The organism is Variovorax sp., from assembly GCF_965279555.1.
Lineage (GTDB): Bacteria > Pseudomonadota > Gammaproteobacteria > Burkholderiales > Burkholderiaceae_C > Variovorax.
This window is the reverse complement of the sequence record NZ_OZ257247.1, coordinates 2,985,949-3,008,064: the sequence shown is the minus strand read 5'-3', so window position 1 is coordinate 3,008,064 and position 22,116 is coordinate 2,985,949. Positions and strand designations below refer to the sequence as shown.

At 68.5% G+C, this 22,116-nt stretch carries 21 protein-coding genes and 1 riboswitch; of the genes, 4 read left to right on the top strand and 17 right to left on the bottom strand.

Going from position 1 to position 22,116, the window contains the following annotated elements; all coding sequences use genetic code 11:
• Position 1 precedes the first annotated feature (1 nt).
• Positions 2-658 (top strand): NUDIX hydrolase, encoded by a 657-nt coding sequence (locus ACQY8B_RS14325; RefSeq protein WP_422089054.1) that lies wholly within the window; start codon positions 2-4, stop codon positions 656-658.
• A gap of 6 nt (positions 659-664) precedes the next feature.
• Here the strand turns inward: ACQY8B_RS14325 and ACQY8B_RS14320 are convergent, their stop codons facing one another.
• The 5 genes from ACQY8B_RS14320 to ACQY8B_RS14300 all read right to left on the bottom strand — a co-directional run bounded on the left by ACQY8B_RS14320 (position 665) and on the right by ACQY8B_RS14300 (position 5,367).
• The gene (locus ACQY8B_RS14320; protein WP_422089053.1) at positions 665-1,897 is read right to left on the bottom strand and encodes an RNA polymerase sigma factor; all 1,233 of its coding nucleotides are present in this window, start codon (positions 1,895-1,897) and stop codon (positions 665-667) included.
• Entirely contained in the window at positions 1,897-2,259 is a 363-nt protein-coding gene (locus ACQY8B_RS14315; RefSeq protein WP_422087307.1) for a YciI family protein, read from the bottom strand. The genes ACQY8B_RS14320 and ACQY8B_RS14315 overlap by 1 nt, the downstream gene beginning before the upstream one ends.
• A gap of 162 nt (positions 2,260-2,421) precedes the next feature.
• Complete coding sequence (locus ACQY8B_RS14310; protein ID WP_422087306.1) at positions 2,422-3,783, bottom strand: NAD(P)H-dependent oxidoreductase; 1,362 nt, start codon at positions 3,781-3,783, stop codon at positions 2,422-2,424.
• A 4-nt stretch (positions 3,784-3,787) separates the two neighbouring features.
• Positions 3,788-4,663, bottom strand: coding sequence for a phytanoyl-CoA dioxygenase family protein (locus ACQY8B_RS14305; RefSeq protein ID WP_422087305.1), 876 nt, complete (start codon positions 4,661-4,663; stop codon positions 3,788-3,790).
• Positions 4,660-5,367, bottom strand: a complete 708-nt coding sequence (locus ACQY8B_RS14300; protein ID WP_422087304.1) for a GntR family transcriptional regulator — start codon at positions 5,365-5,367, stop codon at positions 4,660-4,662. The genes ACQY8B_RS14305 and ACQY8B_RS14300 overlap by 4 nt, the downstream gene beginning before the upstream one ends.
• 117 nt (positions 5,368-5,484) lie before the next feature.
• On the opposite strand from ACQY8B_RS14300, the gene ACQY8B_RS14295 reads away from it, so the two are divergent.
• Positions 5,485-6,450: a threo-3-hydroxy-L-aspartate ammonia-lyase gene (locus tag ACQY8B_RS14295; RefSeq protein ID WP_422087303.1), complete on the top strand. Its 966-nt coding sequence runs from the start codon at positions 5,485-5,487 to the stop codon at positions 6,448-6,450.
• 4 nt (positions 6,451-6,454) lie between these two features.
• On the opposite strand, the gene ACQY8B_RS14290 is transcribed toward ACQY8B_RS14295, so the two are convergent.
• From ACQY8B_RS14290 to mutL, 5 genes are all read right to left on the bottom strand, one after another.
• Entirely contained in the window at positions 6,455-7,792 is a 1,338-nt protein-coding gene (locus ACQY8B_RS14290) for a TIGR03118 family protein (RefSeq protein ID WP_422087302.1), read from the bottom strand.
• A gap of 226 nt (positions 7,793-8,018) precedes the next feature.
• Positions 8,019-8,669 (bottom strand): ABC transporter ATP-binding protein, encoded by a 651-nt coding sequence (locus ACQY8B_RS14285; RefSeq protein ID WP_422087301.1) that lies wholly within the window; start codon positions 8,667-8,669, stop codon positions 8,019-8,021.
• The gene (gene miaA, locus ACQY8B_RS14280; protein ID WP_422087300.1) at positions 8,666-9,721 is read right to left on the bottom strand and encodes a tRNA (adenosine(37)-N6)-dimethylallyltransferase MiaA; all 1,056 of its coding nucleotides are present in this window, start codon (positions 9,719-9,721) and stop codon (positions 8,666-8,668) included. Before miaA ends, ACQY8B_RS14285 begins: the two co-directional genes overlap by 4 nt.
• Before the next feature lie 82 nt (positions 9,722-9,803).
• The gene (locus tag ACQY8B_RS14275) at positions 9,804-10,778 is read right to left on the bottom strand and encodes an alpha/beta hydrolase (protein ID WP_422087299.1); all 975 of its coding nucleotides are present in this window, start codon (positions 10,776-10,778) and stop codon (positions 9,804-9,806) included.
• Positions 10,779-10,969: 191 nt separating this feature from the next.
• Positions 10,970-12,877, bottom strand: a complete 1,908-nt coding sequence (mutL, locus tag ACQY8B_RS14270) for a DNA mismatch repair endonuclease MutL (protein WP_422087298.1) — start codon at positions 12,875-12,877, stop codon at positions 10,970-10,972.
• Between the two features lie 85 nt (positions 12,878-12,962).
• Between mutL and ACQY8B_RS14265 the strand changes: the two genes are divergently transcribed.
• Positions 12,963-13,631 (top strand): DedA family protein, encoded by a 669-nt coding sequence (locus tag ACQY8B_RS14265; RefSeq protein ID WP_422087297.1) that lies wholly within the window; start codon positions 12,963-12,965, stop codon positions 13,629-13,631.
• 74 nt (positions 13,632-13,705) lie between these two features.
• Here ACQY8B_RS14265 and ACQY8B_RS14260 read toward each other — a convergent pair whose 3' ends face one another.
• From ACQY8B_RS14260 to tsaE, 3 genes are all read right to left on the bottom strand, one after another.
• On the bottom strand, positions 13,706-13,990 hold the full coding sequence (locus ACQY8B_RS14260; RefSeq protein ID WP_422087296.1) for a glycine zipper domain-containing protein: 285 nt from the start codon (positions 13,988-13,990) through the stop codon (positions 13,706-13,708).
• 154 nt (positions 13,991-14,144) lie between these two features.
• Positions 14,145-15,632 carry an N-acetylmuramoyl-L-alanine amidase gene (locus tag ACQY8B_RS14255; protein WP_422087295.1) on the bottom strand — a complete coding sequence of 496 codons (1,488 nt, stop codon included), beginning with the start codon at positions 15,630-15,632 and terminating at the stop codon, positions 14,145-14,147.
• Positions 15,629-16,135, bottom strand: a complete 507-nt coding sequence (gene tsaE / locus ACQY8B_RS14250; protein WP_422087294.1) for a tRNA (adenosine(37)-N6)-threonylcarbamoyltransferase complex ATPase subunit type 1 TsaE — start codon at positions 16,133-16,135, stop codon at positions 15,629-15,631. Before tsaE ends, ACQY8B_RS14255 begins: the two co-directional genes overlap by 4 nt.
• Between tsaE and queG the strand changes: the two genes are divergently transcribed.
• Positions 16,121-17,194, top strand: a complete 1,074-nt coding sequence (gene queG, locus ACQY8B_RS14245) for a tRNA epoxyqueuosine(34) reductase QueG (protein WP_422087293.1) — start codon at positions 16,121-16,123, stop codon at positions 17,192-17,194. The two genes, tsaE and queG, sit on opposite strands and share 15 nt — an antisense overlap.
• Here queG and arsC read toward each other — a convergent pair.
• The 4 genes from arsC to ACQY8B_RS14225 form a co-directional block, all read right to left on the bottom strand.
• Positions 17,191-17,580, bottom strand: coding sequence for an arsenate reductase (glutaredoxin) (gene arsC / locus ACQY8B_RS14240; RefSeq protein WP_422087292.1), 390 nt, complete (start codon positions 17,578-17,580; stop codon positions 17,191-17,193). The genes queG and arsC overlap by 4 nt on opposite strands.
• 46 nt (positions 17,581-17,626) lie before the next feature.
• Positions 17,627-18,139 carry a 6,7-dimethyl-8-ribityllumazine synthase gene (locus tag ACQY8B_RS14235; RefSeq protein ID WP_422087291.1) on the bottom strand — a complete coding sequence of 171 codons (513 nt, stop codon included), beginning with the start codon at positions 18,137-18,139 and terminating at the stop codon, positions 17,627-17,629.
• Between the two features lie 98 nt (positions 18,140-18,237).
• Positions 18,238-18,407, bottom strand: a riboswitch (FMN riboswitch).
• Between the two features lie 97 nt (positions 18,408-18,504).
• The gene (locus ACQY8B_RS14230) at positions 18,505-20,691 is read right to left on the bottom strand and encodes a TonB-dependent siderophore receptor (RefSeq protein ID WP_422087290.1); all 2,187 of its coding nucleotides are present in this window, start codon (positions 20,689-20,691) and stop codon (positions 18,505-18,507) included.
• 271 nt (positions 20,692-20,962) lie between these two features.
• Positions 20,963-22,057, bottom strand: a complete 1,095-nt coding sequence (locus ACQY8B_RS14225) for a DNA glycosylase AlkZ-like family protein (protein WP_422087289.1) — start codon at positions 22,055-22,057, stop codon at positions 20,963-20,965.
• Positions 22,058-22,116: the final 59 nt, after the last annotated feature.

Below are 22,116 nucleotides of genomic sequence, written 5' to 3'. Positions count from 1 at the left end.
GATGTTCACCGTGCTCGGCGATGCCCTGCAGGTCTTGCTGGTGAAGCGGCCAGCCGACAGCGACGAGCCCTTCCCCGGCAAGTGGGCGCTGCCTGGCGGCTTCGTGAACATCGAAGAAGACGCCACGCTGCTCGACTGCGCCCTGCGCAAGCTGCGCGAGAAAACCGGCGTGATCACACCCTACCTCGAACAGCTCGGCAGCTGGGGCGGGGCGCAGCGCGACCCGCGGGGCTGGTCGGCCACGCACTGCTTCTATGCGCTGGTTCCGGCGCAGGCGATGCAATTGCGCAGCGGCGCCAACGCGGCGGATGTGACGTGGTTCGAGGTCGATGCCGCCTCGCGCAAGCGGCTGGCCTTCGATCACGGCGAGCTGCTCGATGCGGCCGTCGCCCGGTTGCGCAGCAAGGTCGAATACACCTCGCTGCCGGCCTTCCTGCTCGAAGAGCCTTTCACGCTGCCGGCGCTGCAGCACGTCTACGAAGTGGTGCTGGGCCGCGACGTCGACAAGAGCGCGTTCCGCAAGCGCATGCTCGACGGCGGGTTCATGGAAGAGGCCGGCATGGTGACGGGCAGCCTTGGCCGGCCGGCCATGAGCTACCGGTTGCGCGATCGTTCGCAGGCGGCATTGTTTCCGCGCACCTTCAACAGCACGAAGTAGGGCCGCTCAGAGCCGCTGCGACATCGTATTGAGATAAGCCCGCACCACCGCGCTGGTGCTCAGGCCGATGGCCCGGTCGTATGCCTGCCGCGCCGCCGCGCGTGCGCCGCCGGCAGCCAGCAGATGGGCACGCGCGGCCCAGAACGGCTGGTAGTTGGTGACATCCGCCGCGGGGATCGCATCGAGCGCCTGCAGGCCCGTCTCCGGTCCGCGTGCATTGGCCAGCGCGCAGGCGAGGCTGACCTGCGCGCCGATGCTGGGGCGCAATGCCAGCAGGCCCTGGTACAGCGACACCAGGGTTTCGGGCGGCACGGGCGCACCGGCGCGGCGTTCGCAATGCGCCGACTGGATGGCCGCCTCCAGCTGGAAGGCGCCCAGCGACTGCATCGATGAAGCGTGCCGCAGGTGGTGCTCGGCCTCGGCCAGCAATTGGTGATTCCAGCGCGTGATGTCCTGCTGGTCGAGCGGCACGTACGCGCCCGCATCGTTGCGGCGTGCGGCGGTGCGTGCCTCGCAGAACAGCATGAGCGCGAGCAGGCCCAGCGGCTCGGGTTCGCGCGGCATCAGGTTGCACAGGATGCGGGCCAGGTCGATGGCCTCGGCCGTGAGGTTGCGCGGAATGGCATCGGCGCCGTCCACGTCGTCCCAGCCTGTGCCGTAGGCGGCGTAGATGCCGTCGAGCACGTCCTGCAGCCGCTGCGGCAGTTCGCGCGCCTGCGGGTATTCGAAGGAAATGCCGGCGGCGCGGATTCGCGCCTTGGCGCACACCAGCCGCTGGCCGAGCGTCGAGGGCGAGGTGAGGAAAGCGCTGGCCATGCGCGCCGCGTCCAGGCCGAGCACGGTCTGGAGCATCAGCGGAGCGCGTGCCGGCGCGTCGATGGCCGGGTGCGCGCAGACGAAGAGCAGGCGCAGCCGCTCGTCGGGCACGGCCGCGCCGTCGGTGGCGCTGTCGTCGATCTCGCCCGCCAGCAGCATCAGCGCCTGCGTGGCCTCGTCCTGCACGCGGGTGTGGCGCCAGGCATCGAGCTTGCGATGCCGCGCGACGCTCAGCAGCCAGGCATCGGGCCGGGCCGGGATGCCGTCGGCCGGCCAGCGTTCGAGCGCCCGGGCAAAGGCATCTGCCAGAGCGTCTTCCGACGCTGCGATGTCGTGCGTGCGGGCCGACAGGATGGCCAGCAGCCGCCCGTACGAATCCCGCGCCGCACGTTCGGCGGCTTGGTGAGCCACCGGGCTGTTCATCATGCGGCGACGGCAGTGGCCACGAACACGGGCCTCACTTCGACGCCGCCGCTGGTCGCGCACGGTGCGCGCGCCGCCCATTCGAGCGCCGCGTCGAGGTCGGGCACGTCGATCACGAAGTAGCCGCCGAGCTGCTCCTTGGTGTCGGCGAAGGGGCCGTCCTGCACCTGGCGCTTGTCGCCGCGCACGCGCAGTGTGGTGCCGGTCATGGGCGGGAACAGGCCGTGGCCGCCGAGCGAGATGCCGGCCTCGCGCACCGCGTCGGCATAGGCGACCCAACTCGCGCGGTAGGCCTGGGAGGAGGCGTCGTTGCGTTGTTCGAATTCGGCCGCGGGTTGGTAGAACATCAACATGTATTGCATGGTGTCTCTCCGTCATGGAAAAGCTTGCAGAGCAGGATCGCTCACCACAATGACGGCCCGCGTGCGGCCATTTCGACACGCGGTTGCGCGTCGGGGCAAATATTTTTTCCGTTATGGCGCGCGGGCGCAATGCATCATTTCGCATTCACCCGCGGTTCGCGCTCACGCCACCCGCGCTTCCATCGCCGGTGCGAACATGCCCTCCATTTCGCCGCGAAGCTTGTACGCAGCGGTCGAAGTGTCGATGGCCACGTCGGCCCAGCTCAGGCTCTGGCCCTTCTTCACCGGCCGCAACAGGCGGATGCCGTGCGCCAGCCCCAGCGGCAGGCCGCCCATGCGCAGCGAGCGGTCGGCCGGCAGCAGCTTGCCCCAGACCGTGTAGCCGCCTTCGCCGTCGAGCACCTCGCCCACCGCGAGGTCGCGCTTGGCGGTGGCTACCACGTCGGCGTTCCAGCAGGTGGCCGCGCCGGTGGGCTCGCCGCGCAACGCCACGCTGGCCACCGACATGCCCACCTCCAGGCCGATCAGGTGCCAGCGCTTGTACAGCGTGAAGTAGCGCCCGCTCGGGTCGGTGTGGGCGTTGTACTCCTCGAAGCAGTTCTTGATGTACTCGGTCTCGGCCTCGACCGTGACCCACACGCCCATGCGGATGTCGTAGGGAATCTTCCGCCCGTCGGCTTCGAGCGAGGAGACCACCTCCACCATGCCCTTGCGCTCGAGCACGCCGCCTTCGCTTCTGGGGCGCGTGACGAAGGGAATGTCTTCCACGCTCGCGGGCGGATAGAGCAGGCCGTCCGACGGCACGGTGAGGCCGGTGGCGTTGGCCACCGCCGAGCTTTCTATGGACGGCTTGGAGCCGTCGAGAAAGCTGTTGAACATCTTCGGGTTGAGCCCGCCGCGCTTCGCCTGCTCGGGCGTGAGGCCGTAGTTGCCCCACACCGTCTCGGGTGTCGATTCGGTGAAGTGCGGCAGCCACTTGTGGCCGCGCCCGGCTGCCACCACCGGAAAGCCGCAGGTGCGGGCCCAGTCGACCAGGTCGCAGATCAGCGCCGGCTGGTCGCCGAAGGCCAGCGAATAAACCACGCCGGCCTGCTGCGCCCTGTGTGCGAGCAGCGGGCCGCAGAAGGCGTCGGCCTCCACGGTCACGTTCACCACGTGCTTGCCGTGCGCGAAGGCGTCCAGGCAGTGGTCGACTGCGGCGATGGGGTTGCCCGTGCACTCGACCACGATGTCGATGGACGGTTCGCGCGTCACGGCTTGCCAGTCGTCGGTGATCCAGGTGGTGCCGTTCTTCAGCGCTTCTTGTACGGATGAGGCCGCAGCACGTTCGCGCTGCCAGCCCACGCGCTCCAGGTTGACGCGGGCCGCATCTGGCGAAAGGTCGGCAATCGCCACCAACTGCACCCCGGGCGTGCGCGGAATCTGCGCGAGGTACATGGCGCCGAACTTGCCGGCCCCGATCAGGCCGATGCGCACGGGGCGGCCTTCGGCGGCGCGCTGCTGCAGGCGTTTGTGCAGGCTCATGGGGTCAGGCCTCCGCGGTGTCGAGCACGTCGAGCGAGGTGCGCAGCGCGCTCTCGGGCAGGCCGTTCTTCCATGGCACCTCCACCGGATAGGGCTTCAACAGGCAGTCGTCGGGCAGCATCTCGATGGGCGTGAAGTCGCGGTGCGCGATGTACTCGGGCCGCTTGTGGCGCCGGATGTGGTTGCTGACCGCGCACAGGCTCAGGTACACCGCCACGCGGTTGAAGGGCGAAAGATTGCTGCCCGAGGCATGCACCAGGCAACTGTGGAAAAGAATCATCGAGCCCGCCGGCCCCTTGGGCGAGACGATGCCGCCGTGCTTGCCGCCGGCACGGTCGACCAGCTGGCGGATCAGGTCGTTGTCGACCGTCCACAGCGGGTAGCTGGTGGTGGTCAGGTCATGCCTGGCATCGACCACGCCCTTGCGGTGGCTGCCCGGAATGAACATCAGCGGGCCGTTGTGCTCGCTTACGTCGTCCAGGAATATCGCGACATTCATCGCGCGCTCGGTGGGCATCAGGTCGTCGTTGAGCCAGGTGCCGTAGTCCTGGTGCCACTGCCACACGTCGCCTTCGAAGGCCATCTTGCCGTTGATCTTGAACTGGTGCATGTAGACCTCTTCCTCGAAGAGGTCGGTCACCGGGCCCACCATGCGCGGGTGGCGCGCCAGCCGCGCGAACGGCTCGCTGATGAGGTGCGCGGCGAAGTTCGTGCGAACCGCGTCGGAGCCTTTCTCGCGCACGTTGAAGGCCTCGCGCCGGTCGTAGAGGTCCGGCACCGCGTCGGTCAGCGCCTTCGTCTCTTCGGCCGAGAAATGGCCAGGGAAGAACAGGTAGCCGTCGCGCTCGAACTGCGCGCGTTGCTCCGGGGTCAGCTTCATGCCTTGTCTCCTTTTCTTGTCGGTGGGGTCATGGATGCGGCGCGCGCCTGTTGCTGCGCGAGCCGCTCGCTCAGTGCCTCGCTGGCCCGCGAGACGTGTTCTTCGCTCAGGCGCGCCGCGCGCTCCGCGTTGCCGGCCGCGATGGCGGCGGCAATCGCCTCGTGTTCGTCCCAGAGCGATTCGCGCTGCGGCTCGGCCTGCAGCACCGCGCCCATCGCGCGGCGCAGGTGACGCCAGTGCGCGTCGGCGCTCTGGCCGATCAGCGGGTTGCCCGAGGCCTCGTAGATGGCCTGGTGGAAGGCCACGTCGGCGTCGAGCATGGCTTCCACGTTGCGCCCGCGCGCGGCGCGGCGGCCACGCTCGATGAGCTTGGGGTCGATGCGAAAGCGCTGCTGCGCCGCGAGCCGCGCGGCCAGCGCATCGAGCGCGCCGCGCACCTGGTAGACCTTGCGCATCGCCTCGGCCTCCAGCGGCGCGACCAGCACACCCCGGCCCGGCGCGTCGAGCACGAAGCCATCTTTCTTGAGCAGCCGCAGCGCCTGCAGCACCGGCTGGCGCGACACCGACAGGCGCTGCGCGATGTCTTCCTGCGTGATGCGCTCGCCCGGCGCGAGCGTGCCGCTGCTGATGGCGCCGAGCAGGGCGCGGTAGACCTGGTCGACGAGGTCGGGGGCGGCTTCGATGCTGACGAGCTGAGCTGGCATGGGCGGGCTCCGAATCTGAACTCTGTATACAGAGTACAAACTTCAGGGCGTCCGCGCATCCCGGGTTTTTACCCATCGGGGCTGCAAAAGATTGCAAGCCGCCGCTAAGCTCGGCGCATGCAACTCCCTACCTACGACGACGTCATCGCCGCTGCCGCGCGGCTCGAGGGCCATGCCCATCGCACGCCGGTGCTGCGCTCGACCACCGCCGACGAGCGCTGGGGCGCCAGCTTCTTCTTCAAGTGCGAGAACTTCCAGCGCATGGGCGCCTTCAAGTTCCGCGGCGCGTTCAACGCGCTGTCGAAGTTCGATGCCGAGCAGCGCAAGGGCGGCGTGATCGCCTTTTCTTCGGGCAACCATGCGCAGGCCATCGCGCTGTCGGCCCGCCTGCTGTCGATGCCCGCCGTGATCGTGATGCCCAAGGACGCGCCCGCCGCCAAGGTCGCGGCCACGCAGGGCTACGGCGCCGAAGTGGTGATGTACGACCGCTTCACCGAAGACCGCGAGGCGCTGACCAGGCGGCTCGCGCAGGAGCGGGGCATGACCATGATTCCGCCCTATGACCACCCTGACGTGCTCACCGGGCAGGGCACGGCGGTGAAGGAGCTCATCGAGGAGACCGGCCCGCTCGACCATCTGTTCGTGTGCCTCGGCGGCGGCGGGCTGCTGTCGGGCTCCGCGCTTTCGGCACGCGCGCTGTCGCCCCGGTGCAAGGTCTACGGCGTCGAGCCCGAGTCGGGCAACGACGGCCAGCAGTCGTTCCGCGCGGGCAAGATCGTGCACATCGAGACGCCCAAGACCATCGCCGACGGCGCACAGACCCAGCACCTGGGCGAGTACACCTTCGGCATCATCCGCCGCGACGTGGACGACATCTTCACGGTGACCGACGCGCAGCTCGTCGACGCCATGCGCTTCTTCGCCGAGCGCATGAAGATGGTGGTGGAGCCGACCGGCTGCCTCGCCTTTGCGGGCGCCATTGCGGCGGGCAAGGCCATAGCCGGGCAGCGCGTGGGCATCGTGATCAGCGGCGGCAACGTCGACCTGTCGCGCTACGCGGCGTTGCTCGCCCCGCAGTCATAAGGCCTCAGGCGGCGCGCAGCGAGCCGAAGAGCCCTTCGGTTTCGTCCTGCGGGCCGGCCGCGAAGTACAGCGCGTTGCTGTCGCCCAGCGCCACGCCGTTGCCGAACTGCAGGCCCCAGAGGCCGGCGATGGCGACCGGCTTGTCCTGTGCGTCGCGCAGGTCATCCACATACTGCCCGCTGCCCAGGTCGAAGGCGCAAATGCGGCCCGCACCGCCGAAGTTGCCGGCCAGCAGCCGGCCCGACAACGCACCGAAGTCGGCCGGCGCGATGGCCACGCCCCAAGGGGCGTTGAGCCGGTCGTCGTCCGCGTAGATGCGCAGCAGGCGGCCGTCAAGATCGAACTCGGCCAGCTTGCCCCGCGCGGGCCGGTTGCCCGTGGCTGCTTCGGCGGCGGCATCCAGGGCATCTTCCTCGCCGGCGTGAAAGGCATTGGCCTGGGCCGGGTCTGCCTGGCTCAGGGCATACAGCACGAACACCCGGTCCCGGGTTCCGTCGTTCACCACCTGGATGTTGAACGGCACAGGGTCGCCGGGCCGCGCCATGCCCGCCGGCCCGCTCGCGAAGGGATTGGCGAAGCCCTGCGTCGGCACCGGTTGCCACTGTGCATCGAGCGTGCGTATTTGCGGCTGCGCGCCGAAGTCAGCCAGCCACAGGCGGTCCCATCGACCGGTGTGGATGGCGGCGCCGAAGAAGGCCATGCCCTGATCCGCGCCGTTGAAGACTTCCACGGCCGGGCCGTCGACGCGCACGATGGCGCCACTGTCCGCATCGCGCTCGGTCCAGGCGCTTACGCTGCCGCTGTCAGTGACGAAGATGAAGCGCGCCGAGCCATCGAGCATGCGCGTGCCAGCCGGCTGGCCTTGCACCCTGAACAGGTCCGAGCTCAGGGCCGCGCCGTTGAATACGACGCCTGTGACCTTGCCGAGGCTGTCATCGCCCGTGCCGGCGTCGGCGGCCGGCACGGTCACCCCGCGCAGGCCGTCCTGTTGCAGCGTGTGCAATGACGGGTCGGTGGAACGCGTGACGTCGCCGAGGTACTGCCAGGAGATGCCGCCGCCGCCGATCCAGAAATGGCCGCCGGCACCGGCCGGGCGAATGGCGATGCCCCAGCCGTTGATGAATTCCGGCTCCGTGAAGCGGGCGCCGTAGCGCGTGTGGCTGGCCAGCAGATTGGCCTGGCGGTATCGGTTGATGGCTGTGGCGGCGCCGCTGCTGCCGGCGCAGGCGATTGGCACCGAGGAGCACTGGCTGAAAGCGGTGTCGCCGCTTCCGCCGCCGCCACAGGCGACCAGCGCGGATGAAGCGAGTGTGCCTAGAACGAAGTTTCTTCTGTCGAGCATGGATGATCCCCCTGATTGCGTTGCAAAGCCGTTTTTGAGTTGGCTGGGCACGCGGGACCACCATGCCTTTGAAGCAGATGAACTGCAGGCGTCGGTGTGTTCGCAGATGGCTTGGCTACGGGCCGCCGAATGCTATGAGAACCCGTCCTGGGGGCTCGGAAATCCGGCGCTGTTTCTGCCAACTTTTGCCGTACTCGGCGATGGCATTGAGCGCAGTCCGGAAATCTCAGGCAGCGATGCCGTCGGCGCGCAGATGCAGCAGGCGGTCTGCCCGGGCCGCCGCGCTCTCGGAGTGCGTGACCAGCACCAGCGACGCGCCGTGCTCGCGCGTCTGGCCGATCAGCAGTTCCATTACCTTGGCGGCGGTGGCCGGATCGAGGTTGCCGGTGGGCTCGTCGGCCAGCAGCAGGGCGGGGCGGTGCACCAGCGCGCGTGCGATGGCCACGCGCTGCAGCTGGCCGCCCGACAGCGTTTGGGGCAGCCGCGCGCCCATGCCGGGCAGTCCCACCGCTTCGAGCATCTGCGCCACGCGGCCGTCGTCGCGCTGCTGGCCCAGCAGCATCAGCGGCAGCGACACGTTCTGCGCCACGTCGAGATGCGGCAGCACGTGGAAGGCCTGGAACACGAAGCCCACGTGGCGACGGCGCCAGAGCGCGCAGGCTTCGCCGCCGAGCGCGCCGATGTCCGTGCCGTCGTGCGTGACCGTGCCCTGGTCCCAGCTGTCCAGGCCGGCCATGCAGTTGAGCAAGGTCGACTTGCCGACACCCGACTCACCCACGATGGCGACGAACTCGCCGGGCTCGACGGCGAGGGTCACGTTCTCGAAGACGGGCGATTCGCCGTAGTGCTTGCCGAGGTTTGAAATGCGCAGCGTCATTCGGGGCTCTTGGGGCTCATGGGGCTCATGGCCTTTGCAATCAGTTGAACGGCGTTCTGCACCGCGTAGGGCGCGTCGCAGGCAATCACGGTGCGCTGCGTCATGCTGCGCAGCCAGGTGACCTGCCGCTTGGCGAGCTGGCGCGTGGCGGCGATGGCGCGTTCGCGCAGGTCGGCCATGGCCCGGGCGTCGGGCTGCGATGCGCCGCACGCGTCGAGCGTTTCCCACGCCTGGCGGTAGCCGACGCAGCGCATCGAGGGCAGGTCGGTCGACAGGTCGCCGCGTGCGCGAAGCGCCTTCACCTCGTCGAGGAAGCCGGCTGCCAGCATCGCGTCGAAGCGCTCGGCAATGCGCTTGTGCAGCCACGCGCGGTCGGCGGGTTCGAGCGAGAACAGCACGCCGCCTTCGACGGGCCTGGCTGTCTTGTTGTCGCTCGCATGAAAGCTCGACAGCGGCTGCCCGCTGCTTTCCCACACCTCCAGCGCGCGCTGGATGCGCTGGCTGTCTTGCGGTGCGAGCCGCGCGGCCGTGACCGGGTCGACCTGCGCGAGCCGCGCATGCATGGCGGGCCAGCCGAGCGTGGCCGCTTCGGCGTCGATGCGCGCGCGCACGGCGGCGTCGGCGGCGGGCATCGCGTCGATGCCGTCGAACAACGCCTTGAAATACAGCATGGTGCCGCCCACCAGCAGCGGCATCGCGCCGCGCGCGCGGATCTCGCCGATGAGCCGCGTGGCGTCGGCCACGAAGGCGGCGGCACTGTAGCTTTCGCGCGGGTCGAGGATGTCGATCAGGTGGTGCGGCACGGCGGCGCGCTCTTCGGCGGTGGGCTTGGCGGTGCCTATATCCATGCCGCGGTAGACCAGCGCTGAATCGACGCTGACGATTTCCACGGGGCGGACCATCGACATGGCCAGCGCCACCGCGGTCTTGCCGGACGCGGTGGGGCCGGCGAGTGCGACATAGCGCGGTGAATCTGGAGGGGGCGCGGCGCCCGGCGAGGCCGGGGAGGCAGCCGCGTTGGCCGCGGCGGCCGGAGGGAAGCTGGGAGACATGATGCGCCGAGGGTAGCAAATGGCGCGGGGGGCTTCGGCGCCTCGGGGCTTGCCCGCGGACGCCGTTGCGCGGAATCGTCGATCAGATGGCCGCGGGTACCGGCGAAGGTGCGGCGCCGCGCACGTCTTGGGCAGCGGGCGCGGCGGCGGCTGGCGGTGCGAGCCGTGGCGTCGGCCGGGCCGGGCCGCCGTTGCTGGCAAGCGTGGCCTCCGGCTTCATGCGAAACAATTGCCCCAGCGCCGCGCGGTACTGCGCCTCGCCGACAGAGTTGGTGTCGTGGTGCGAGCCGCCCTCGACCAGCACGAACAGCTTGGGCACCGTGGCCGCGTCATACAGCTTGCGGCCCAGCGTGGGGTTGATCAGGCTGTCGGCCGTGCCGTGCACCACCAGCAGCGGCGCGGTGATGTTCTTGACCGTGTTGATCGCCTCGAAGCGCTGGGTGATGAAGGGGCCGAAGGGCAGCCAGCCCCACTTGAAGCCGCTCACCACGTCGGCGATCGACGTGAAGGTGCTCTCCACGATCACGCCGCTCTCGTCGTTCACGTGTGCCGCCAGGTCGATGCCGATGGCGCCGCCGAGCGAGTGGCCGAAGATGTAGCGGTGTTGCTTGGGGTGGCGCGCGGCCAGCCACGTCCAGGCGGCGCGGGCGTCTTCGCGGGCCGATTCCTCGGAGGGCAGGCCCTTGGAGCTCTTCCCGAAGCCGCGATAGTCGATGGCCAGCACCGAGAAGCCCAGCTCGTGCATGCGTTGGATGCGCGGCGCCGAGCCGGCGACGTTGTAGCGGGCGCCGTGCAGGTACAGCAGCACGGGCGTGTCGGTCGTCTCGGGCTTGCCACCCAGCCACAGGCCGTGCAGGCGCGCGGGCTCGCCGGTGAGGGAAGACTGGAAGTCGATCCACACGTCTTCCATGCCCTGGGCCATGGAGGCGGTATTGCCCCAGCTGCGGTCGCTGGGCTGGAAGATCCACTGGCGCTGCTGTTCGTCGAGCGTCGAGCAACCGGCCGCCAGCAGGGCGCAAAGCGAAAAGACTGACGCGAGGAGGGTCCAGCGTTTCATCATGAGGTTGAGGGACAGCGAAGTCGGCGGAAAAGTTCACCTGCTCTGGCCGCGGCGTGCCGACATTGCGCCGCGGTTAACTCCCTGAAACAACGCTCGCAGGCGCTTTGTGGAGCCTATGCAACGTGCGTGCCTGCGCTGTGGATGACCGCCCAAACCCCTCGAAAACCCTCTGAAAGGCGCTTTCCGGGCTATCGACCGCGCATGAACAGCGAGTCCAGCTCGCGGATGGAGAGCTGGCGCCAGGTGGGCCGGCCGTGGTTGCACTGGTCGGAACGCTCGGTCGCCTCCATCTGGCGTAACAGTGCGTTCATTTCGTCGATGGTGAGCTTGCGGTTGGCCCGAACGGCGCCGTGGCAGGCCATGGTGGAGAGCAATTCGTTCTGGGCACGCTGCACGACGGTGCTTGCGTCGTGCTGGCCCAGTTCGGCCAGCACGCTGCGCGCCAGCTCCACCGGGTCGCCGTCCGCCAGCGTTCCGGGCACGGCGCGCACCGCGAGCGTGCGCGGCGAGAACGGCGTGATCTCCAGCCCCAGCGTCGGCAGCACCGCCGCGCAGGCCTCGGCCGTGGCCACTTCCTGCGGCGTGGCCGCGAAGGTGGCGGGAATCAGCAGCGGCTGGCTGGTGATGGCCGCGCCGTCGAGCTGCGTCTTGAGCCGCTCGTAGACGATGCGCTCGTGCGCCGCGTGCATGTCGACCACCACCAGGCCCTGGCTGTTCTCGGCCAGGATGTAGATGCCCTGCAGCTGGGCCAATGCCCGGCCGAGGGGCCAGGCCTCGTCATTGGTGGCGATGGGGGCCGCGGCGGGGCTTGCTGGCAGGCCTGGGCCGGCGGGCGGGCGGAAGGCCAACGGCGCGGTCGATCCGCCCAGAGGCCAGTTCGAGGGCTGTTCGAAGGCCGTTTCATTCCGTTGCGGCTCGTTATCGGCGCGCTGTTGAGGCCACAGCGCCTCGAAATCCCCGGCACCACGCTCCTGAGCTACGAAATTGATAGCAGGCTGCGCCCAGCTGGCGTTCGGCGGCAGCGGCGTCTGCTTGAAGAAGGGCTGCGGCGGGCTGGAAGCGGCCACGGCATCGCCGGCGCGCGGCGCCGCCAGCGCGTCCTCGATGGCATGGCGCACGGCCTGGTGGATCTCGCGCCCGTCGCGAAAGCGCACCTCGATCTTGGTGGGATGCACGTTCACGTCGACCCGCGACGGATCGATCTCGAGGTACAGCGCGTAGATCGGCTGGCGGTGGCCGTGCAGCACGTCTTCATAGGCGCTGCGCACCGCGTGCGACAGCACCTTGTCGCGCACGAAGCGGCCGTTGACGTAGAAGAACTGCTGGTCGCCGCGCGAGCGGGCCGCATCGGGAATGCCGGCACGGCCGACCACGCGCACCGGACCGCCGACGCGGTCGACGGCCACGCTCTGCGCCACGAACTCGTCGCTCAGCGCATCGGCCAGCCGCTGCTCGCGGATATCGGCGGCGCGCCATTGCTCCACCAGCTTGCCGTCGTGCCAGATCGAGAAGCCCACCTCGGGCCGCGCCAGCGCATGGCGGCGCACCGCCTCGATGCAATGGGCCAGCTCGGTGGCATCGGTCTTCAGGAACTTGCGGCGCGCGGGCGTCGCGAAGAACAGCTCGCGCACCTCGACTGTCGTGCCGGTGGAGCGGGCCACCGGCCGCAGTTCGCCGGTGCGGCCGTCGAGCGCGAAGGCCGTGTCGGCACCGGCAAAGCGCGAAAGAATGCTGAGCTCGGCGATCGCGTTGATGGCCGCGAGCGCTTCGCCGCGAAAGCCCATCGTGCCGACCGTCTCGAGGTCGTTGAGGCTCGCGATCTTGCTGGTGGCATGGCGGCGCAGGGCCACAGTGAGTTCTTCGCGCGGAATGCCCATGCCGTCGTCCTCGACGGAGATCAGCCGCACGCCGCCCGATGCCAGCCGCACCGTGACCTGGCGGGCGCCCGCGTCGAGCGCGTTGTCCAGCAGTTCGCGCACGACCGAGGCGGGCCGCTCGACCACTTCGCCGGCGGCGATCTGGCTGATCAGCTCGTCGGGCAGTTCGCGGATGGGGCGGCGTTCGGTGGGAGAGGGAAAGGTCGGGATGGCACTCACCGCGTCATTTTAGGAGGGGTGCCGCCGAGCCTGATGTTGGGGGGATTCAGGGTGCGTTCGGGTTCAGCAAGGATAATCCGCGCCCATGGAAATCATCAGCTTTCTCGTCGACTTCATCCTGCATGTCGACAAGCACCTCGAGCAGTTCGTCATCGCTTATGGCCCGTGGGTCTATGCGCTTCTCTTCCTGATTGTGTTCGTGGAAACGGGGGCGGTGGTGATGCCGTTCCTGCCCGGCGACTCGCTGCTGTTCATCGTCGGCGCGCTTTGCGGCGCGGGGCTCATGAGTTTTCCGCTGGCCTGCGGCATCCTGATTGCGGCGGCCATTTTGGGCGACCAGTGCAACTACTCGATCGGCCGCTACTTCGGGCCGAAGGTGTTCCAGTGGGAGAGTTCGCGCTTCTTCAACCGCAAGGCCTTCGACCAGGCGCATGGCTTCTACGAACGCTATGGCGGCATCACCATCGTGCTCGCGCGCTTCATGCCCTTCATTCGTACCTTCGCGCCCTTCGTGGCTGGTGTGGCTCAAATGAACCGCGGCAAGTTCACGGCGTACAACGTCGCAGGCGCACTGATCTGGGTGCTGGGCATCGCGACCGCCGGCTACTTCTTCGGCAACCTGCCGTTCGTGCGGCAGCATCTCGACAAGATCATCTGGGCGCTGATCTTCATTCCGGGTCTGATCGCGATCTACGGCGCATGGCGCGCTTCCAAGGCCGAGAAGGCGCGTGCTGCGCAACTGCCCGCGGCCTGATCCGCGACCCATTCAACTCAAAACGTAAAAAGCGCGCCACGAGGGCGCGCTTCTTTCATCCCTGGGCCTGAAGATCAGTAGTTCGGGCCGTTGCTCGGGTAGTAGCCGCTGCCTTGCGGATAGCGCTGCCGGTTGTAGTTGCGTTCGTCGGCATTGCGGCCCACCTGGTTGCCGATGATGCCCCCGATGGCTGCACCGCCGACGGTGGCTGCAGTGTTGCCGCCGATGGCATTACCCACCAGCGCGCCGCCCACCGCACCCACACCAGTTCCGAGGTTCTGGTTGGGGCCGCTTGCGCAACCCGCGATAGCCATGACGGAAGTAGCTGCAGCCGCTGCGATCCAGAGTCGTGTCTTCATGATGTGCACCTTTCGAGGAGTGATGACTCATCATGTCCAGATTGCTCTTTGGCGCGGTGTAGGAGCCTGCCGCGCCTCCCTGTGCGCTGTCACGGGCCGGCCCGCGTGGGACAGCAGGGCATGCTTTGGCTTTACAAAACCCCTCGCTGGCGGCCTAGAGCTGGCGGCTGCGCGCAAGCGGCGGGTTCTGCGCAAAGTAGCGCTGGATGCCGCGCATCAGCGCATCGGCCAGGCTTTCCTGGTATTCGACGCGGCGCAGGTTCGCCTCTTCTTCCGGGTTGCTGATGAAGGCGGTTTCGACCAGCACGCTGGGAATGTCGGGCGCCTTCAGCACCGCGAAGCCGGCCTGCTCGACCTGCCCCTTGTGCAGCCGCGCCCCGATGTTCTTGATCTCGCCGAGCATCGCGCCGCCGAGCTTGAGGCTGTCGTTGATCTGTGCGGTCGTGCTCATGTCGAGCAGCGCGCGCTGCACTTGCGCCTCGTGGCCGCCCACGTTGACGCCGCCGATCTTGTCGGCCTCGTTTTCCTTGTTGGCCATCCAGCGCGCGGCGCTGCTCGACGCGCCGCTCTGGCTCAGCGCGAACACGCTGGCACCGCGCGCGGCGGGCGTGGTGAAGGCGTCGGCATGGATGCTCACGAACAGGTCGGCCTGCACGCGGCGGGCCTTCTGCACGCGCACGCCCAGCGGCACGAAGAAGTCGGCATCGCGCGTGAGAAAGGCGCGCATCGGGCTGCCGTTGACGCTGCCCGCGTTGATGCGCTCGCGCAGCCGGTGCGCGACCTGCAGCACGATGTCTTTTTCGCGCGTGCCGTTGGGGCCTATGGCGCCGGGGTCTTCGCCGCCGTGGCCGGGGTCGAGCGCCACGATGATGATGCGGTCGGTGCGGCTTGCCGTGGCGGCGCCGCCGCGGGGCGCGGCCACCGGCGGCGGTGATGGAGGTGGCGCGACGGGCCTGACGGGCGCGGTGCCCACGACGGGCGGCGGAGCGACGATCACCGGCGCTTGCGGGCGATCGTTGCCGGCCACCACGGCGGGCGGCGGCGTCTGCGGGCCGGGGCGCATGGCCTGCTGCGCCATCAGGTCGCCAAGCGGGTCGCCCGCCGGCGCGGTGGGGTTCGAGGGCACGATGCCGGCCACGGGCGGGTTGCTTCCCTGCGGCGTGCGGGGCGCGTCGCGCAGGCGCTCGGCGATCAGCGCTTCCATCGGGTCGACGGCCTGCTCCGGGTACAGGTCGAGCACCAGCCGGTGCTTGTACGCGGCCACCGGTGCGAGCGAGAACACCTGCGGCACCACGGCCTGCTTCAGGTCGAACACGATGCGCACCACCTTCGGCGCGTTCTGCCCGACACGCAGGCCGTTGATGTACGGGTCGCCCGGCTTGATCTTGCCGACCAGTTCGCGCAGTTCGGGGTTCAGGTCGATGCCTTCGATGTCGACCGCGAGCCGCGGCGGGCTGCCCACCACGAGCTGTTGCGAATTGAGGCGCGCGTCGGACTCGATGGTCACTCGGGTGTAATCGGCGGCGGGCCAGACGCGCACTGCGAGGATGGTCGCGCCGCGCGCGATCTGGTGCACGCCGAGCATCAGCGCGATGCTGCCGCCCTGCAGCAGCACGCGCCGTTTCAGGCCGACCGCCTTCATGCGGCGATGCGCGCCAGCAGATCGCTGCCGCGAGGGGTGTTCGCGAGGAGGGTCACGCTGCGTGTGTCGTCAGTCATTGCTTCTATTTTAATAGCGAGGTCGGCAATTGGTGTGCGGCCCGCAGCGTTTTCGGGCCATTCGGCCAGCTTGAGGCCCGGGCCAGCGAAGATGTCGCGGAAGCCGGCGTCGTCCCATTCGCGCGGGTCGGCGAAGCGATAGAAATCGAAATGGAAGATCTGCAGTCCGTCGGGCGCGTCGTGCGGCTCGACCACCGCATAGGTGGGGCTCTTGATGCGCCCCGCGATGCCGAGCGCGCGCAGCAGGTGTCGAACGAAAGTCGTCTTGCCGGCGCCGAGGTCGCCATGCAGCGCGATGAAGGCGTCGCGCAACGCGGGCGATGCGGCAAGCGCCTGCGCGAAAGCGTCAGTGTCGTCTTCGCTGCGCCAGCGCAGGATGCGGGTGCTCGTTTGCGTTTCTACAATCGGCAAGTGATCGTCAGCCATCCACTCGTTGTTCGTATTCAGGCTTTGGCCCGGGAACTCGGATTCTCCCAAATCGGAATCGCGGGCGTCGATTTATCGAGCGCCGAGGACGGTCTGATGCAGTGGCTGGCCCACGGGTTCCATGGCGAGATGCAATACATGGCAACACACGGCACCCGCCGCGCCCGCCCGGCCGAGCTGGTGCCGGGCACTGTGAGCGTGATCACCGCGCGCATGAACTACCTGCCGCGCGACACCGCCCCCGAGTGGCAGGCCGTCGAGTTCGACCGCCTCACGCGGCCCGGCGAAGCCATCGTGTCGGTCTATGCGCGGGGCAGGGACTATCACAAGGTGCTGCGCAACCGGCTCGCGAAGCTGGCCGAGCGCATCGCCGAGGAGGTCGGCCCCTTCGGCCATCGCGCCTTCACCGATTCGGCCCCCGTGCTCGAGGCCGAGCTGGCCTCGCGCAGCGGGCAGGGCTGGCGCGGCAAGCACACGCTGGTGCTCGACCGCGACGCGGGCTCGATGTTCTTCCTGGGCGAGATCTACGTCGACATGGCGCTGCCGCCGAGCGAGCCCGTGACCGCGCATTGCGGCAGCTGCAGCGCATGCATCGACGTGTGCCCGACACAGGCCATCGTCGCACCCAAGCGGCTCGATGCGCGGCGCTGCATTTCCTACCTCACCATCGAGCACGGCGGCGCCATTCCGCCGGAGCTGCGCCCCTTGATGGGCAACCGGATCTACGGTTGCGACGACTGCCAGCTGATCTGCCCCTGGAACAAGTTCGCGAAGAAGAGCGAGCTGCCCGACTTCGACGCGCGCGAAGGGCTCACCGGGCGTTCGCTGGCAGAGCTTTTCGCGTGGACCGAGGCCGACTTCCTGCGCCGCACCGAAGGCAGCCCGATCCGCCGCATCGGCCATGAGCGCTGGCTGCGCAATATTGCGGTGGCGCTGGGCAATGCGGTGCGCGCGGGCGAGGACGGCGCGAAAGAAGCGCTTGCCACGCGCGTGGAGCACCCCAGCGAGCTCGTGCGCGAGCACGTCGCGTGGGGCCTCGAGCAGGAAGTGCCCGTCTAGCTTTTCTTCGCGGGCAGGATCTCTTGCACGCGCTGCCACGGCCGGCACATCAGCGTGCCGCGCGGCGACACCACGATGGGCCGCTGAAGCAGTATGGGATGCGCCGCGATGGCGTCTAGCAGCTGGTCGTCGCTCAGTTTCTCGTCGGCCAGTTGCAGTTCTTCATACGGCGCTTCCTTGGCGCGCAGCAGGTCGCGCGCGCCCAGGCCCATGGCCTTGGCCAGCTCGCGCAGCTTCTTCTTGCTCGGCGGCGTTTCCAGGTAGAGAACGATCTCGGGCTCCACGCCGCTTTCGCGGATCAGCTGCAGCACGTTGCGCGACGTGCTGCAGTTGGGCTTGTGGTAGATCGTCATCGGATAGTCGGTGGTGGGGGTGCGTGCGGTCATGGCGCCGATTATGAAAAGAACCGGGCACCACGCCTCGCGGCCGTCGTCACGCGGCCAGCAGCGCGTCGACCTGCTTGAGCGCTTCGAGCGTCTTGAAGCAGGCCTCGGCCACTTCCGTGCCCTTGACCGCGAAGTGGCGATGGAAGTACTTGCGGTGCTCCACGTGCTCATGGAAGTGGTGCGGCGTGAGCACGGCCGAGAAGATCGGCACGTCGGTCTCCAGCTGCAGCGACATCAGCGTGCTGACCACCGTGTTCGCGACGAACTCGTGGCGGTAGATGCCGCCGTCCACCACCAGCGCGCAGCCGACGATGGCCGCGTACTTGCCGGATTTGGCGAGCCGCTTGGCATGCAGCGGGATCTCGAAGGCGCCGGGCACGTCGAAGATGTCGATGAGCTCGCGCGCCACGCCGAGCCGCGTCATCTCTTCGAGGAAGGCGTCGCGTGCCTGGTGGACGATGTCGGAATGCCACTGCGCCTCGACGAATGCGATGCGCGTGCCGCGCGGCGAATCCGACGCGGCAATGGCGGAGAGGGGAAGGTCGTTGATCTGACTCATGGTGTGCCTCTTGAAAGCAGGTTTCCTGAATCAGGGCGCACGAAACCACGAGGCCACCCGCGCGCCTGCATGGCAGGGCACGCGGGTCGTCCCGCATTTCGCGCTCTCTTTCATCCGGACTGTGACCGTCGGCTTCGGAATCGCACCGAAATCTGCTGACCCTGGAACCCTTTGAAGGCGCCAGGCGCTCGCGGGCTTGTGCAGCATCTCTTTCAGAAAAGCCGCCATCACCGCCGGTGGGGAATCGCACCCCGCCCTGAGAACGCTTGCCGTCCGGCAGGCCGGACGACGGCGCGATTCTAGGAGCGCGCCGCGGCCGGGCTTGTCACCCGCGCGCCAGACCTTCGCCCGCGCGGGGATTTTCTTCAGAAGCGATACGTGGCGGACGCGGTCACTGTACGGCGCTGGCCGTAGAAGCAGTCGCCTCGCGCCAGGCACGTGGTGAGCTGCACCTTGTCGGTGAGGTTGGCCACGTTGAGCGACAGGCGCAGCGGGCCGTTGTCCCACGCGAACATTGCGTCCAGCAGCGTGACCGCCGGCACCGGGTTGGCGTCCATGCCGTCCCACGACTTGCCGACGTAGCGCAGGCCGGCGCCGGCCGAGAAGCCTGGCACGCCTCCGATCGAGAAGCGGTGCGTCACCCATGCCGAAGCCGCGTGCGTGGGCACGCCCGAGATGCGCTTGCCCAGGTCGGCGGCGTTGCTGCGCGAAACGCGCGCGTCGGTGTAGGCGTAGGTGGCGATCCAGTCCCAGTCGCGCGCGATGCTGCGCTTGTACTCGAGCTCCAGTCCCTTCACGTGCACTTCGCCGAGCTGCACGCTGTTGAGCGGGTTGGTCGGGTCGGTGGTTTTGCGGTTGGTGTCGCGCAGGTCGTACACCGCCGCCATGAACGAGCTGCGCTGGCCTTCGGGCTCCCACTTGACGCCGGCTTCCCACTGCTTGCCGCGCTGGGGCTTGAAGGGCGTGTTGTTGAGATCGACGCCGCCCAGCGGCAGGAACGATTCCGCATAGCTCAGGTATGGTGCCCAGCCGCCGTCGGCCAGGTACACGAGGCCGGCTCGCTTGGTGGTGGCCTTGGCGTCGATGCCTTCCGCAGGGCGGCCCTGAGTGTCGGTGGTGGCCTTGTCGTGGCGCAGCCCCAGCACGCCGATCCAGCGGCCGTACTTGACCTGGTCCTGCACGTAGATGCCGGCCTGCTTCTGCACCACCTCGGGCGAGCGCGTGTAGCTGGTGGGCGGCGTGTAGTTGCCGTACACCGGCGCGTAGACATCGATGGCGCTGGCGCGCCCGCGGCCCGACAGCTTGGAGGTGGTGTTGCGCTGGAAGTCGGCGCCCAGCAGCACCGTGTGCTCGACATCGCCGGTCTTGAAACGGGCCTCTGCCTGGTTGTCCAGCAGCAGCATCTTGCCGCCGTTGATTTCGCTGCTCAGGTCGCGTTCGAGCGTGCGCTGGTCGGCGTTGAACACCGGGCGGGCCGGGCGGCCGGTGAGCCGGTTGGCGGTGAAGCTGGTGTACGAGGTGTTGTAGACCACCTTGGTCTCGGTCGAGCGCAGGTTCTGGCGGAAGGTCCAGGTGTCGTTCAGGCGATGGCTGAACAGGTAGCCCAGCGAGGTGTTGCGGGAGTCGAAGCGGTCGAAGCCCGGTTCGCCCATGAAGGTCGAGGTGGGAATCGGCCCGTAGCGCGAGGGCAGCAGCGTGCCCTGCCACGGGAAGAAGCCGATCAGCGAGCCGCTGTTGTCCTTCTGGTAGAGCGCCTGCAGGGTGAGCGAGGTGTCCGCGTTCGGGCGCCAGGTGAGCGAGGGCGCGACCAGGATGCGGTCGTCCGGCACATGGTCGACCTGCGTGCCGCTGTCGCGGTTTACAGCCACCAGGCGGTAGAGCCACTTGCCTTCGGGGTCGATCGGCCCGGTGAAGTCTGCCGCGACCTGCTTGCGCGCGTTGCTGCCCAGCTGCAATTGCACTTCGCGCTGGGTCTCGGCCTGCGGCCGCTTCGACACCATGTTCAGCACGCCGCCGATGCCGCCTTGCCCGTACAGCACCGATGACGGGCCGCGCAGCAGTTCGACGCGCTCGAGCATGTACGGATCGAGCTTGGTGGAGTTGTATGTGCCGTAGGTGCGCTGCAGCCCGTCGAGGTACTGGACGGCGTCGCCGCCGCGCACCTTGAACGAATCCACGCGGCTGTCGAAGTAGCTCGACACCACGCCGGCCGTGTAGTTGGTGGTCTCGCGCAGAGTGAGCGCGCCCTGCGCCTCCATCTGGTCGCGCGTGACCACCGAGATGGCCTGCGGCGTCTCGATCAGCGGGGTGTCCGTCTTGGTGGCGGTGCCGCCGCGCCTGGCGACGAAGCCGGTCACCGGCCCGGTCGCGGTCTCGCCGGCGTCGCCCGACACCGTGACCGTGGGCAGCGCCTTGCGGGTTTCGGCGGCGTCGTCCTTCTCCTCGGCGTAGGCCGGCACGGCGGCGCCCAGCGCCAGGGCGGTTGCCGCGAGCGTGACGCGGCGGGTATGGAAATGGCGCCAAGCGGGGCGCCGATGCTTCTTCGATGTCATGTGCAGCTTCTCCTGTGTCCTGCGTTTGGGGGGAGTGGCTGCGGCGCGCGCCGAATGCGGGCGCGCCATGGCTTCTCGTCTCTGATCCGGTCGATTCGGTTTGGACGAGCGCAAACCGGCGGCTGGCTTCGGGCTGGCGGCCGGTGGGTTTTATGGGTTCTTGTTGCGTCGTCGCGGGCAGCTGTCGAAGCTGCGGTCTTCGTTCCTTCGAAGACGGCTGGCGCCCGTTGCGGGCAGCTGGCTGAGGCCCGCGATTATAGGAAGAAAGGCATCATCGTCCCGCGAGAAACTGCGTCATGCGCTGCAGTTCGTCGTCCAGCGCCGCGCGGAATGCCGCGTCGCGCGGCCTCCCGTCGGCATAGCCGAACATCGGCTTCAGCCGTCCCTCGGCCGAGCTGCCGAAGTTGGCCCAGCCGATCACCCGGTCGTGCCACAGCATCGGCAGCGCGTAGTAGCCGAACTGGCGCTTGGGCGCGGGCGTGTAGGCCTCGAACTTGTAGGTCCAGTCCCAGAGCAGCTCGAAGCGGCGGCGGTCCCACACCACCGGGTCGAAGGGCGCGAGCAGGCGCACCGCATCGTCGGGCGCATGGCGGCGCGAGGCAGGGTTCTCGTCTGCGGGCCAGTACCAGGTCGTGCCGTCGATGCGGCAGCTCGCGAGTTCTTCCCGCGCGATGCGCAGCGCTGCCTGCGTCTGCGCCGACAGATGCGGCGCGCCGTAGCCGAGCAGGCGCACGAGGTAAGTGAGGCTCGCGGCCGGCAGCGGCGCGTATTTGCGCACCACCAGTTCGATCAGCGCGGCAGCGCGTTGTGCGCGGCCGGCGGGGCTGTCGTCGGCGGGCTGGTGCGTCACGGCTTCGTAGACGCGCGTGCCGCTGTCGCGCCGCACCACGCGAAGCATGCCGCGGTAGTGCATGTCGTCGAGCAGGTGCGTGGTGGCGTTGCTCGAGCCGCCCCAGTAGTTCTTGATGCGGCCATGCGCGAAGTGCTGTTCGACTTGTCGCGGATGCACCTGGCCGTGTTCCTGCACATAGGCCAGCACGTCGGCCGCCTTGCGCCGTGTGTCGGCATCCCATGCGCGCTTGGCCTCGCGCGGATGCATCAGCGCCAGGTGTTCGCGCGGCAGGAAGCCGTAGTTGACGAGGCAGTCTTCTTCGATGGCGAGCCGTGTGTAGCGGCTTTCGAGATCGCCCGCGCGGTAGTCCTTGACGCGGTGGCGCAGCGTCAGGTCTTGTGCACGCGCCGGGGCTCGGATCGGGTCGGCTTGCACGAAGCCGAGTTGGCGGATCGCTGCCGGCAGCGTGGTCGGCTTGAAGAGGGTGCGCGCCACGGCGTAGCGGCGCAGGTCGTCGAGGGTCGGGTCAGCCATCGGCGAATTGCAGCACAGGTGGCGGGATTTCGCTTTGCTGCGTTGTTCAGGGCGCGATC